Genomic DNA, 14,356 nt, shown 5'->3' on the forward strand with positions numbered 1-14,356 from the left:
AGGTAATCATGAATGTATTCTTTTTATTCCCCTACCCATTAAGTGAGTCGCCTTCGCAGCGTTTCAGGTTTGAACAATATTTTAAGTTGCTCGAAAATTCGGGAGTTCGTTGTTATAACCAATCTTTTTGGGGGATAAAAACCTGGCGTGTTCTTTATAAAAGTGGCCATACACCACAAAAAGTGGCTGGTTTTTTAACCGGAATATTAAAAAGAATATTCTTACTTATAAAAATAGGCAAGGCTGACTACGTTTTCATTCACCGCGAAATTATGCCGGTAGGTCCGCCTGTGTTCGAATGGATCATTGCAAAAATTTTCCGAAAAAAAATTATTTATGATTTCGATGATGCGATCTGGCTTCCAAACACCTCCGCGGAAAACAGGATTGTCTCAATTATCAAGTGGCATTCAAAAACACAATCGATTTGTAAATGGAGCTATCGCGTAAGTTGCGGAAATAATTACCTGGCCGGCTTTGCCAAGCAATTCAATCGCCATGTTGTGTTCAATCCTACAACTATTGATACGGAAGGTCATCACAATCCGGCCTGTTATTCTAAACATGCCAGTGGGAAAATCACGGTTGGCTGGACAGGCTCGCACTCTACTTTAAAATATATAGATGTTGTTATACCTGTTCTCAAACAACTTGAAACAAAGTATGGTGCTATATTTCAGTTTATAGTAATCGCGAATAAAAAACCTGAATTACCACTGAACAACCTCGTGTTCATTCCCTGGAAGGAGCAAACTGAAATTGAAGACCTGAGCAAAATTGATATTGGTATTATGCCTTTAACAGACGATATCTGGGCACAGGGTAAATGTGGCTTCAAAGCACTGCAATATATGGCGCTGCAAATTCCGGCTGTGGTTTCGCCTGTTGGGGTTAATATTGAAATTATAGAATCGGGGATCAACGGCTTCTTATGCTCTTCGGAAGAAGAATGGTTTAACGCCATTGACAAACTCCTTCAGGATGAGACATTGCGACACCGCATTGGTGCCGCGGGAAGAAAGAAAGTGATTGAACATTACTCGGTGCTTTCTAATTCTTCCACATTCCTGTCCTTGTTCTCATGATAGATCAGGATGAGTGCCAGGGTATAGAACGGGAGTAACGGAATTTTATAGCGCGAGAGTGTGCCGAAATTAAAGGTGGATACACCTACTGCAAAAGCAAACGTTAAGCTGAAGACAATACAAAAAATTATGTGCGGGTTTGTTAATGCTGCAAAAAACGTTGAGCCACGCTTGAATACTACATATACTGTTAAAGACAACAGCACCAACGACTCCATGGCCGACATCAGCATCAACGGATTTCGTGCTTCCCATATATAGGGCCTGAATAACGAAACATTTATAGCCTGCGGACTAAGTTTTACAAGACTACCAAAAGAGCCATCAAGTTCGCCCAGCGAATATGTGCTTCCTGCATCATGTCCTGTAAGGTAAGCTATATCATAGGCTGTAACCATGGCGGTATTACCGAGCTGGTCCAACGCGTAGCGCGAGTCATCTTTACCAACCTGACTAATCGCAAAATAACCGGATACAACTGTAATGGCTGCAACAAACGGCAGCATCATAACTTTAAATGCCATCGATCGTATCTTCGATAAATTGGTAGCATATACCCATATCATTATCGCGGGCAAATAGGTTAGTAGTATATATTTCTTGATCGAGAAAATAATGTAAAAGCAAAGCAGCAACAGCAATACACTGAAAATGTTTATTCTTCTGTCCAGGAAAATTCTTTTTATAAGTAACGTTGCTATACCGAGCCCGGCCAAGGTAATGGTATCTTTCAACAAACCTGATCCCCAAAAAACAACAGACGGAATAAAGAGCGTTGCAATAGCAATAAGTTTATGCAAGTCTGGCCGCACCTCATAGAACGCGACAAACAACATCCACAACCCGATGAAACTTATCACGGCAAAACAAACGGCAGTGGCGGAGTATGAAGAGAATGTAAACAGATCAAATATAGCTGCAATGCGAATTAACATGAATGATGAGCGGTCGTGAAAAAAAGGAATGAGTGATGAGTACTTGTAAATTCCTACTTCACTGGAGCCATCACTAAACAACAACTTGAAACCTGTAGCCGGATTGTCCATAAAGGCTTCCCATATATGTCGGCTGCCGTAAGAGTGAAAGTTATAGGTATCACCTCCGCCATAATAAAATTGATAAATAAACCCCAGGGCAAGTGCGCCCAGAATTTTAGCGGTGAGTGCAGGAAAAAAATAAGGCCGCGTTATCTCATCGGTTATACGGCTGCGCAATATATAGGCAACAATATAAACAATCAGAATGACGATGGGTGTAACAATGAAATCGCGGAGTTCCAAGCTCTTAAATCTTCAACGCTTAAAGTTCAGCCTTTACAATTGATAATACAAACTGCAATCACGGTCTGTTATCAATCGCCCTTTTCAAGTCCTTTTAACCTTCGCTTGGCATCTTTATAAGCTTCATCTTTTCTGCCAGCCTTTTTCTTCACCAGGTTAAACCAGCGTTTGGCTTCTGCTTTGTTGCCTTGCTTCTGTGCAATTTCGCCAAGCGCAATCATGGAGTATAAATAATATCCTGATTCGGTAGCTTCAATCTGTTCGGCAAACTTCATACAGAGTTCATAGTAAGTTTTGGCTTCGTCCAGCCGCTTGCGAGCCTCGTAGATTTGCCCGAGAAAAAAAGATGCATACCGGCCGCTGGTGGCTTCATAACCAACCATGCCGCTATCAATGCGTGTTAAAATATTTCTACAAACCGGTTCTGCTTCCGTGAAGCGCCCCATGGAATAAAGCATGCGCGCATAGTACCGGTGGAAGTATGGATTGTCAGGATAAGTCTGGTATAAATATTCACTGATCTGAAATGCTCCATATTGATCGTTCTCATAACTATTGAGTATACGCATCAGCCATACCATTGCTTCCGTTCGGGTATAGAATGCATTATACGACACTTCCTTCAGTTGCTTTAGTCCCAACGCTTTATCACCTTTCTTAAAGAACCACAAAACTGGTTTTAATGCCGGGTAATTTTCAGGCACCCACACCGAAAAATAATTATAGAGTGCATCGCCAAATAAAAGCTCCGGGCTTAAGTCTTGTTTCTCTTTACATTCTTCGAGATAGTCCAGGCCATCTTTACCTGCCGATGCCGCTTTACGCCAATTCTTTCTTTCTTCATCTGCATATAGCCTTCCCTTGAAACCATAGGCAGCCGCCATAAAGAAAGCAGCTTCTGTGCGGTAAGCCGGGTAATCATCGTAAAGCTTTTCCCCTACTTCAATGGTTGAGTCCATATAGGCCAGGAAAGTATCATCGTGCGAAGTATCTTTTGTATTCGGCATGATCTTCCACCATTCGATCAGTCCCATTAAAAAATAGGGAAGCGGGTGCCAGCGATACCGGGCGCGCAGGTAATGAAATTGAAATTCGGCCCGCTCGAATTTGAAGTTGTACAGATCGTTCAATGCCTGTGTACACTCCAGTTGCACGCTCACGCTGGAAAGCAAAATGATCGTAGTATCTTTTCGGGTTGTGAGTTGTGCTTTTGCAGAGAAACCTGCTACTAATAGAAAGGCAACAATCAAAAGCCTGACAAACACCGAACCTTTATACATTTGAAACGCTGAACGCTTTACCATTTATTTGCTTTAAACTTTATTAAAACCTGCGGCATCAAGGCCGAAGATTTGAATCCCGACTTTCCATGACGACATTCCCGGAACCCGAAACTAAATCATTCTTCGCTACCGACAAAAGATTGTTATTCATTCTGTTGTGCCTGATAACACTCTTGTTGCTCTACATCAAAATCGCCTTTATCGAAAACGAAACTGCGGCCTTTGAGTTTCTCCAGGATCGTCCGGAAGGAATGATTCTGAAGATCATTGCCGGCCTGAAGCTGTTTTCCATCCCGCTCATTTACCTGTGGAAATTCACGGTTATTGCCTTCGTGATCTGGATTGGTTGCTTCATGTTCGGCTACCGGGTAACCTATACGCAATGTTGGGGTGTGGTAATCGGTGCAGAATATATTTTTCTTATCCCGGAGGTTCTGAAGATCATGTGGTTTATGGTGATTGAGACAGATCCCAGCTACAACGACATTGGTGCTTTCTACCCGTTTTCACTCATGCATTTTTTTGATTATTACTCCATCGACAAACGGTGGGCCTACCCGCTGCGCGCATTAAATCTTTTTGAGATAGTCTATTGGTATATGCTCGTAATGGGCATTAATCACTACGCCCGCAAAGACCAGCAATATGTATGGATCATCGTGTCGTGCTCCTATATTTTGCTATTCTTTTTGTGGTTGTTGTTTTATGTTATGGTGTATGATTGAGAGGACCGAAGTCAGGAAACTGGTGGGCTTTCTTGAAAATTGAAGTATAGAAGGTGAGCCGTTCTCTAGAGTCCGAACTTTAGAAAGACCGGAAGTCCGGAAGATGAGGTATATATACTCAATGGATTACTCGCTTACGCACCACGAGCTTTCGAACTCTCAGCTCTATGAATTCTACTTCTAAATTTCTCCGCTTAGCCCTACATTTTTTATTTCTGACATTCTATCTTCTGGGTTTTACTTTCGGTCTTCCGAACTTTCCGACTTCTCTTCTTCCCTCATCGAAAAAACTTCCTAACTCCCTCACAAACCTGAGCTACTTGCTGCTCTGTCATTCCCGGCCAGAGGGGGAGGCTCAAACAAGTTTCTGCTATCTTTTCGGTTATTGGGAAATCGCCTTTACGAAAATTCAGCGACTCGTATGGTCTCTGTAGATGTGGCGGAACAGGATAGTGAATCATGGTACCAATGCCACGTTCTGTAAGATAGAAGCTGAGTTTATCGCGGAACTTCGTTCGGACCACAAACAGATGGTATACATGATCCGCTTCTTTATCAGACAACGGGAGTACTATATCACCAACATGCTTGAGTTGTTCAAGATATAGTGAAGCAAGTTCTCTGCGTTGCTCATTCCAGGCTTCGAGATGTTTTAATTTTACGCGAAGAATTGCTGCCTGCATCTCATCCAACCGTGAGTTCACGCCCAGATATAGTGCTATATTCTTTTCTTTAAGTCCGTAGTTCCTATACTGTTTTACGAAGGTCGCGAGTTGTTCGCTAGCTGTTGTCACAGCACCTCCATCGCCCAACGCTCCAAGATTTTTTGTGGGATAGAAACTAGTAGCGTTGATCGTTCCCCAACTGCCTGTAAAAGTCTTTAACCAGCGGCTGCCCTGTGCCTGCGCATTGTCTTCAACAGTAAAAAGTTTATGACGCTCAGCCAGTTCCATTATCGCTGTCATGTTGCAGGCCTGGCCATATAGATGTACCGGTAAAATTGCTTTTGTGCGGGGTGTTATCACCTCTTCTATTCTTGAAGTATCGATATTAAACGTACTCTCATCCGGTTCTACCGGAACAACCGTTGCACCCGTTCGGCTAACAGCGAGCCATGTGGCGAGGTAAGTATGAGCTGGAACGATGACCTCGTCACCCGGCTTTACATCACACGCCAACAAGCTCATGGTCAATGCGTCAAGCCCGTTGCCGACACCTATACAGAAGGGGATTTCATGCCATGCAGCATACTCCTTTTCAAAGGCATTTACTTCTTCGCCCAACACAAAAGCGCTCCGATCGTAAACCTGTTGAACAGCCTGCTGCACGGCTGTCTTTATGATAGTGTGTTGTGGCTCCAGCGATAAAAATGGTATAGGTTCTTTACTCATGCGATGTGCCTATAACTAAACTTTTCCGATTCAAAGATACACGTCTTCATTACCCGTAGCCGTTCTATAAATCTATTCCACGGAAAAAGTAAAAATTCCCTTATTTTCGGGCTTTTAAATTACAGGTCATCATTTTCATACAACATGAATTTTCAGAAAACCAATAACATCACCGGCTGGATAGTTTTTGCCGTTGCTCTCATTACGTATTGGCTCACCATGGAGGAAACCGCCAGCTATTGGGATTGTGGTGAATTTATTTCGGTATCGTATAAGTTACAGGTGCCTCACCCGCCCGGAGCTCCTTTCTTTCTCTTGCTCGGCCGCCTCTTCTCTTTCCTTGCCTTCGGTGATGTAACAAAAGTTGCTTACTGGATAAACTTCAGCAGTGTACTGGCCAGTGCCTTCACTGCATTGTTCCTCTTCTGGTCTATCGTTCTGTTTGGCCGCAAGCTGATGAAGATCAGAACCGAAGAAGAATTAACATCTGATAAAACATGGGTATTAATGGGCGCTGGTCTGATCGGATCACTGGCCTATACCTTTACTGACTCTGCATGGTTCTCGGCTGTTGAAGCAGAGGTATATGCTATGTCATCTTTCTTCACAGCCTTTGTTGTATGGGCGATGTTGAAGTGGGATGTTATTGAAGACGAATCAAAAGCCAACCGCTGGTTGTTGCTTATATTCTATATGATGGGACTTTCCATTGGTGTCCACTTGTTGAACCTGGTTACGATCCCTGCCCTGGCACTGATTTACTATTTCAAAAAATACAAGCCTACTACCTGGGGCGTTATTGGTGCCATGCTGGTAAGTCTGTTGATCATTTTCTTCATCAACGATATAATTATCCCGGGACTGCCAACATTAGCTGGCAAGTTTGAGATATTCTTTATCAATAGCGTAGGTCTTCCATTCGGTTCGGGTGCGATCATCTTTGCTTTATTACTATTTACTGCACTGATATGGGGAATTATATATTCTCAAAAACAAGAACACGTGTTACTCAATACGGCATTAAATGCACTAGCCTTTGTACTTATCGGATATGCATCTTATGCACTGGTGGTTATCCGTTCAAACGACAATACACCAATCGATGAGAATGACCCTTCGGATGTGATGAGCTTTGTAAGCTACCTGAAGCGTGAGCAGTACGGAAGCCGTCCGTTGTTGTATGGTCCTTATTTCACGGCACAACCTATCGGTATAAAAGAAGGTGGCGCTATTTATAAGAAAGGAAAAGACAAGTATGAGATCAAGGATCATAAGTTTGAGTATGAATATGAACCCGGTCAGCAAACTATATTACCACGTATCTATAGCAGCGATCCGGATCATGCACAGATATACCGTGAGACATTAGGATTACAGGAAGGACAGAAGCCAAGTTTTGGCGATAACATTAGCTTCATGGTTCAGCATCAGATTGGCTGGATGTATGTGCGCTACTTCTTCTTCAACTTTGCAGGTCGCGAAAGTGATATTCAGAATGCTGATTGGATGGGCCCCTCAAACTGGTTTGAAGAACTCCCGCCTATGCTTTCTGAAAACCGTGGACGGAATAACTTCTTTATGATTCCGTTTGTACTCGGACTTGTAGGTATGTTCTACCAGTCGGTGCACAACACGCGTAACTTTGTTGTTGTAGCGCTGCTGTTTATACTTACCGGTGTTGCCCTTGTTATATACCTGAACTCGCCTCCTACCGAGCCGCGCGAGCGTGACTATATCTATACCGGATCGTATTATGCATACTGCTTCTGGATAGGTTTTGCTGTAATTGCTATAGCGGAGACATTAGGTAAATATCTGGGCAATCTGCGAACAGCCGGCATTGTAGCTACACTCATTGCACTGCCTGCACCGGTACTGATGGCACAGCAGGGCTGGGACGATCACGATCGTGCTAATCGTTACTTCTCGGTTGACTCTGCCGTGAATTACCTGCAGTCGTGCGCGAAGGATGGTGTGCTCTTTACGGGTGGTGATAATGATACCTTCCCGCTATGGTATGCACAGGATGTTGAAGGCGTGCGCACTGATCTTCGTGTTATTGTATTGAGTTACTACAATACAGACTGGTACATCGAGCAGACTACGCGCAGTGCATACGAGTCGAAGCCGTTCCCATATACATTAACCCTTGCCAATTACCGTGACGATAAAACGCAATATATACCATACTATAATGCCGGCATCAAACAAATGGATCTTGTTAAGTATCTCCAGTTACTGCGCGATAACAACAAGAGCCTGTTGAACCCTGAATACCGTGGCGAGCGCTATATGCTTCCTACCAAAGACATTGTATTGAAAGTAGATGTCGACAGGGTAAAACAACTCGGTATAATTCCGGAAGGAATGGATAGCCTCGTGGTACCTGAAATGCATTTACGCGTAAAAGGAAATTCACTGGAGCGTAAAGATCTGGCTATGCTTGATCTGCTCGCTACCGGAAACTGGGAGCGCCCGCTATATGTTAACAATACATCATTGGCGCAGTTTAATGTAGACCTGAGCCGTTATGTTGTACAGGAAGGAAATGCATATCGCATTTTACCGGTACTGAATCCGAAGCCGTTTAACCAGTCAGAACTGGTGAACACTACTGTAAGCTTCGAAAACATGACGAAGAAATTCCAGTTCAGAAATGTGGACGACCCTTCGGTATACTATACACAGGATTACCGTAACTTTATTTTGAACCACCGCAGCAGTTTCAATTCATTGGCTGAAGCGCTGATCAAGAAAGGTGATTCAGCAAAAGCCCGCGAAGTGTTGTTATTCAGTCTTGCAAAAATGCCGGATGCTTCTGTTCGTTACGACTATACATCTGCACAGGCAGTAGGCTTACTCTTCGAAGTTGGTGAAAAAGAAAAAGCCATTGAAGTTGCCGATGCCATGTGGACACGTGCTGATCAACTGGCCGAATACTATATCAAGAAACGTGAATACGGCCGCGAGCTACAGATCAACATTGTTATACTGGGCGAGTTGCAAAATACATTACACCGCTACGGTGAAGAGGAGCTTGCCAAGAAAATTGAAGATGCATACTCGAAACACTCTTCAACGTTTCAGCTGGATCGATCCAACTACTAAACTAAATACAAGAACCCTTCGGAATCCCCGAAGGGTTTTTTAATCGCTTCTTTTTAACGGATCATCGCTAAATCTTTTTATTGCCGTTTTGTTTCCTGAACTTTATGGTCCGGGGATAAGCTCTTGTTATTCTGATTGTGAAACAGGTTACCGCCATATTGTTAACACTCTACGCACTTTCCATGCTCAGCTATGGATCGTTGGAGATAGGGCACGATATGTTGCACTGGATGGCAACTCATTATCATAGCAACCTGCATAATCACGATCATGATCACCATCACACATTTCATGATCATGAACATCATCATGATACACACGATCATCATCACCTTTCTGAAAATAATTCCGCTGAGGGTACAGAATTCCCGTCCTTAATTCATTTCTTTCTTTACTATCAGCAACGTCCGTCCTTTTCATTTATCATCTCTTATACGGGTATATTGGGAATGCCTGGCACATTTTCTCTTCAGCACGTTGACAGTAATCCATCAACACCTCCTCCTCAAATAGCATAAGTATATATATGCTCCTATTCTGGTGATTTCACCAGATGACGTGCTTTTGCAAACAAAATTGCCAGGTGCACTTGTACGGACTTTTTCTTCAAGATGTATCCTTCGTCAGGATATATACTGTTTTCATTTTTCTACTATTTGATTATTAAAACCAATGAAATATACCATACTTCATTTCGGTATGTTTTTGTTCGCCATTCATATAGCTGTGGCGCAAGGAACACTTACCGGAGTGATTACTAATTCAGAAAACACCCCACTGCCCGATGCAAACATTTTTATACAATCATTGCAACGTGGCACATCAGCCGATAAATTGGGGCGTTTCCAATTTAGAAATATACCACCGGGAGACTACAATGTAACGGTCTCCAATATAGGCTATGCCTCCGTAAGTCAGCAAGTAATAATCAAGGATGGCGAAACGGCAACTCTCACGACTGCATTAACACCCGGAGGTTTACTTTTATCAGATGTTGTAATTACCGGTCAGCCAGATCATGATGCCAACACTATTTCGCAGGTTGATATCAAACTGCGACCTGTTAACACATCGCAGGATATACTTCGCATGGTGCCCGGTTTATTTATCGCCCAACATGCCGGTGGTGGTAAAGCCGAACAAATATTTTTACGAGGCTTTGATATTGACCATGGCACTGATATAAACCTGGAAGTAGATGGTTTACCGGTAAACATGGTGTCGCATGCACATGGACAGGGTTACTCCGATCTTCACTTTCTTATACCGGAACTCGTTGATCATGTCGATTTCAACAAAGGACCATACTATGCTGATAAAGGCAACCTGACCACTGCTGGCTACGCATCTTTCCTTACGCGTAATTCACTTGATCAGAATATGGTAAAGATTGAGGGTGGAAGATTCGGCACGTTGCGAAATGTAAACGCGATCAATCTTCTGAAGCGAAACGAAGGCAACAAGCGCGAAAACCTATATATAGCTTCCGAGTTTTTCAGAACAGACGGATACTTTCAGTATAACCAGTACTTCAACCGGATTAACCTGATGACCAAGTATAACACTACGATAAATGATAACCAGACGCTCACCATAGGCGCCTCTACATTTACCAGTAGCTGGGATGCTTCGGGACAAGTACCGGAACGAGCTGTTGAAAGTGGAGTCATATCACGCTTCGGTTCCATCGACCCCACTGAAGGCGGAGAAACTTCGCGCACCAACGCGTGGGTAAAACATACTGTAGCCCAGGACGATGGAGGTATATTTGAGAATCAATTATACTATACCAAGTATCACTTTAAACTCATCTCGAATTTTACATTCTTTCTGAACGATCCGGTTAATGGTGATCAGATCACACAAAGTGAATCTCGAAATATATATGGGTACCACGGCAACTATCATCGCGAATCTTTATTAGGACAAAAAACATTACTCAGTAAAATCGGTGCGGGCTTTCGGTATGATGATGTGAATGATATTCATTTATACCATACTCGTTCGCGCAAGCAATTCATCAATGATGTAGCCCGTGGTGATATAGATGAGACTAATTTATTCGCGTATGTGAATGAAACGCTTTACCTGTCGCATAGACTCTCGCTGAATGCTGCTGTGCGACTCGATCATTTTACATTTAACTATACAGATGCTTTAACAGCCGATTACAAAAAGCAGAGTGTCAGTAAAGCTGCTGTATCACCGAAGTTTAACATCAGCTATAACGCTACACCGAATCTGAACCTCTTCATTAAAAGCGGTATAGGGTTTCACTCCAACGATACACGTGTTGTTGTGGCTGAAAGTGGCGAAGATATTCTGCCCAAAGCGTACGGTATAGACATAGGGGGTACCTGGAAGCTGGGGAATTCTATTATTGTAAACGCTGCGCTGTGGACACTCGATCTCGATCAGGAATTTGTATATGTAGGAGATGAAGGCATTGTAGAGCCAAGCGGAAAAACGTCACGGAAAGGAATTGACGTATCGATTCGTTACCAGGTGGCACCTTGGCTATATTTCGATACTGATGTTAACCTGACTGATCCGAAATCCAAAGGCGAACCGGAAGGACAAGATTATATACCATTAGCGCCTACGTTTACCAGCATTGGCGGACTTACCTTCCGCATGAAGAACGGCCTGAACGGCAGCTTGCGTTATCGGTATATGGGCGATCGTGCTGCCAATGAAGATAACTCGGTAGTAGCTGATGGATATTTTCTGGCAGATGCTATTGTGAAATATACACGGACGCGTTTCGAGCTGAGCTTTACTGCCGAGAATATATTTAATACCAAGTGGAAAGAAGCGCAGTTCGACACGGAGTCGCGATTATTTAATGAGGCTGAACCTGTTTCTGAAATACACTTTACACCGGGAACACCTTTCTTCTTAAAGGCAGGAGTTTCAGTATTCTTTTAGCGTGTAGTAATAAGTCAAACTTGCTTAAAACAAAGAAGCCCCGTGATGCGGGGCTTCTCCTATTTTAAACCAGGTCCATGCGGTATATACTATATATGGATCACTTCACCATAAGCAGCAGCAGCAGCTTCCATAATGGCTTCACTCATGGTAGGGTGCGGGTGAACAGATTTGATGATCTCGTGACCTGTTGTTTCCAGCTTGCGCGCAGCAACAACTTCAGCGATCATTTCCGTCACGTTGGCACCAATGAGGTGAGCACCTAACCACTCGCCATATTTAGCATCGAAAATTACTTTCACAAAACCATCCGTTGCTCCGGCTGCTTTCGCTTTACCAGAAGCGCTGAACGGGAACTTACCAACTTTGATTTCGTATCCGGCTTTCTTCGCACCTTCTTCGGTATAGCCAACAGAAGCAATTTCAGGAGAGCAGTAGGTACAGCCCGGTATATTGTTATAGTTAAGAGGCTCCGGATTTTGGCCGGCAATTTTCTCAACACAAATTATACCTTCCGCCGATGCTACGTGAGCAAGCGCTTGTCCTTTTACGATATCACCAATAGCATATACATTCGGAACGCTTGTCTTATAGAAATCATCTACAATTACTTTTCCTTTATCAGTCTTTACACCAACTTCTTCGAGACCTATACCTTCCAGGTTTGTGGCAACACCTACAGCGGAAAGAACTACATCGGCTTCAAGTTTGATCTCGCCATCCGGAGTCTTCACCGTAGCCACACATCCTTTGCCAGATGTATCTACTTTCGTTACTTCCGAGTTAACATAGATCTTCATACCGTTCTTCTTGAAGATTTTATCAAGTGTTTTTGATACTTCTTCATCTTCTACGGGTACAATACGTGGCAAGAACTCAACGATGGTAACTTCTGTACCGAGTGTGCTATAGAAGTAAGCGAACTCAACACCAATAGCACCTGAACCTACTACGAGTAATTTTTTAGGTTGCTCTTTCAGTATCATTGCTTCACGATAGCCGATGATCTTCTTGCCATCGATCTTCATACTTGGCAATTCGCGTGAGCGTCCGCCCGTTGCCAGTATAGTATGTTTAGCCTCATAATCTGTTTTTTTACCGGCAGCATCCGTTACTTCTACCTTGCCACCTTTTTTCAGTTTACCGAAGCCTTCGATCAGGTCTATCTTATTCTTTTTGAAAAGAAACTGAACGCCTTTGCTATTGCTGGCCGCTACATCACGGCTACGTTTTACGATACCATCAAAATCTGCTTTGAAGTCTTTTACATCTACGCCATAATCTTTTGCATGCTTGATATATTCAAAGACATTGGCACTTTTTAACAGTGCTTTGGTTGGGATACAGCCCCAGTTCAAACAGATACCTCCAATTTCAGCTTTTTCTACCACACCCACTTTCATTCCCAGCTGAGATGCCCGAATGGCAGCTACATATCCGCCAGGACCACTTCCGATTACGATCAGATCATATTTTGACATAGCATAGTATTTAAAATTCGCTGCCAAAGATAATGGCTGACGCTACATTTACATACAGTTTAAAAAAGGATTGCTATTTTTGACCGCTTAACGGACCGGGCTGTAGGCCCTGGAACCTTAAACCTTGAATTTTTAAACATGAAACTTTTACAGGGAAAAACCGCCCTCGTTACCGGGGCTTCGAAAGGTATCGGAAGATCAATCGCTCTCAAATATGCCGAACAAGGTGCTAATGTTGCCTTTACATATTTATCCAGCGTTGAACAAGGACAAGCTCTGGAGGCTGAACTTGCTGCAAAAGGTATAAAAGCAAAAGGTTACAGGTCTGACGCTTCAGATTATGCGCAGGCTGAAAAACTTGTAAACGATGTTATTGCAGATTTTGGCTCGCTGGATATACTGGTAAACAATGCCGGTATTACGCAGGACACTTTATTGCTCCGCATGACGGAAGAAATGTGGGACAAGGTTATCAACGTTAACCTGAAATCGTGCTTCAACACGGTGAAGGCTGCTACCAAGCAAATGATGAAACAAAAGAGCGGCTCTATTATTAATATGACTTCGGTTGTAGGTATAAAAGGTAATGCAGGCCAGGCCAATTATGCTGCATCGAAAGCCGGTATCATTGGCTTTACCAAATCTGTTGCGCTGGAATTAGGTTCACGCGGAATCCGTTCCAATGCTATAGCTCCGGGCTTCATTGAAACCGAAATGACTGCTGTACTCGATCCTAAAACAGTTCAATCGTGGCGTGATGCTATACCGCTGAAACGCGGTGGCAGACCTGAAGATGTAGCTGATGCATGTGTGTTCCTAGGGTCCGATATGTCGACCTATATTTCAGGACAGGTGTTGCAGGTTGATGGGGGCATGCTCACTTAAAGAGCTGTTAATTACTATTTGTTAGAGGTGTGAGGCATGAGTGGGAATGTGAAGTGCACTGCATATTTAACAGTACTCATAAATTGAGTGATATCAAGTAAATTGAAATAGGTATATAGTTCTGAAACTTTTAGAATTATATACCTATATTTTTTGATAAGTACTGAATGTTTTTCAGCAGTAATCTTTT

At 43.1% G+C, this 14,356-nt stretch carries 10 protein-coding genes; 6 read left to right on the top strand and 4 right to left on the bottom strand.

Annotated elements, in window-relative coordinates:
- Positions 1-182 precede the first annotated feature (182 nt).
- Positions 183-1,085, top strand: a complete 903-nt coding sequence (locus ACFQ21_RS12420) for a glycosyltransferase (RefSeq protein WP_377579457.1) — start codon at positions 183-185, stop codon at positions 1,083-1,085.
- Here ACFQ21_RS12420 and ACFQ21_RS12425 read toward each other — a convergent pair.
- Both ACFQ21_RS12425 and ACFQ21_RS12430 read right to left on the bottom strand, forming a co-directional pair.
- Complete coding sequence (locus ACFQ21_RS12425) at positions 1,037-2,365, bottom strand: hypothetical protein (RefSeq protein ID WP_377579460.1); 1,329 nt, start codon at positions 2,363-2,365, stop codon at positions 1,037-1,039. The two genes, ACFQ21_RS12420 and ACFQ21_RS12425, sit on opposite strands and share 49 nt — an antisense overlap.
- 71 nt (positions 2,366-2,436) lie before the next feature.
- Positions 2,437-3,669, bottom strand: coding sequence for a tetratricopeptide repeat protein (locus ACFQ21_RS12430; protein WP_377579462.1), 1,233 nt, complete (start codon positions 3,667-3,669; stop codon positions 2,437-2,439).
- 65 nt (positions 3,670-3,734) lie between these two features.
- On the opposite strand from ACFQ21_RS12430, the gene ACFQ21_RS12435 reads away from it, so the two are divergent.
- Positions 3,735-4,373: a hypothetical protein gene (locus tag ACFQ21_RS12435; protein WP_377579464.1), complete on the top strand. Its 639-nt coding sequence runs from the start codon at positions 3,735-3,737 to the stop codon at positions 4,371-4,373.
- A 278-nt stretch (positions 4,374-4,651) separates the two neighbouring features.
- On the opposite strand, the gene ACFQ21_RS12440 is transcribed toward ACFQ21_RS12435, so the two are convergent.
- Positions 4,652-5,764, bottom strand: a complete 1,113-nt coding sequence (locus ACFQ21_RS12440) for a DegT/DnrJ/EryC1/StrS family aminotransferase (protein WP_377579466.1) — start codon at positions 5,762-5,764, stop codon at positions 4,652-4,654.
- Positions 5,765-5,908: 144 nt separating this feature from the next.
- Between ACFQ21_RS12440 and ACFQ21_RS12445 the strand changes: the two genes are divergently transcribed.
- The 3 genes from ACFQ21_RS12445 to ACFQ21_RS12455 all read left to right on the top strand — a co-directional run bounded on the left by ACFQ21_RS12445 (position 5,909) and on the right by ACFQ21_RS12455 (position 11,800).
- Positions 5,909-8,872, top strand: a complete 2,964-nt coding sequence (locus ACFQ21_RS12445; protein WP_377579468.1) for a glycosyltransferase family 117 protein — start codon at positions 5,909-5,911, stop codon at positions 8,870-8,872.
- Positions 8,873-9,009: 137 nt separating this feature from the next.
- On the top strand, positions 9,010-9,390 hold the full coding sequence (locus tag ACFQ21_RS12450; RefSeq protein WP_377579470.1) for a hypothetical protein: 381 nt from the start codon (positions 9,010-9,012) through the stop codon (positions 9,388-9,390).
- A 154-nt stretch (positions 9,391-9,544) separates the two neighbouring features.
- Positions 9,545-11,800 (top strand): TonB-dependent receptor, encoded by a 2,256-nt coding sequence (locus tag ACFQ21_RS12455; RefSeq protein WP_377579472.1) that lies wholly within the window; start codon positions 9,545-9,547, stop codon positions 11,798-11,800.
- 89 nt (positions 11,801-11,889) lie between these two features.
- On the opposite strand, the gene lpdA is transcribed toward ACFQ21_RS12455, so the two are convergent.
- Entirely contained in the window at positions 11,890-13,281 is a 1,392-nt protein-coding gene (gene lpdA / locus ACFQ21_RS12460; protein ID WP_377579474.1) for a dihydrolipoyl dehydrogenase, read from the bottom strand.
- 138 nt (positions 13,282-13,419) lie between these two features.
- Here lpdA and fabG point away from each other — a divergent pair, with 138 nt between their 5' ends.
- On the top strand, positions 13,420-14,166 hold the full coding sequence (gene fabG, locus ACFQ21_RS12465; RefSeq protein ID WP_377579476.1) for a 3-oxoacyl-[acyl-carrier-protein] reductase: 747 nt from the start codon (positions 13,420-13,422) through the stop codon (positions 14,164-14,166).
- The last annotated feature ends 190 nt before the right edge of the window (positions 14,167-14,356 follow it).

The organism is Ohtaekwangia kribbensis (assembly GCF_042676245.1).
Lineage (GTDB): Bacteria > Bacteroidota > Bacteroidia > Cytophagales > Cyclobacteriaceae > Ohtaekwangia > Ohtaekwangia kribbensis.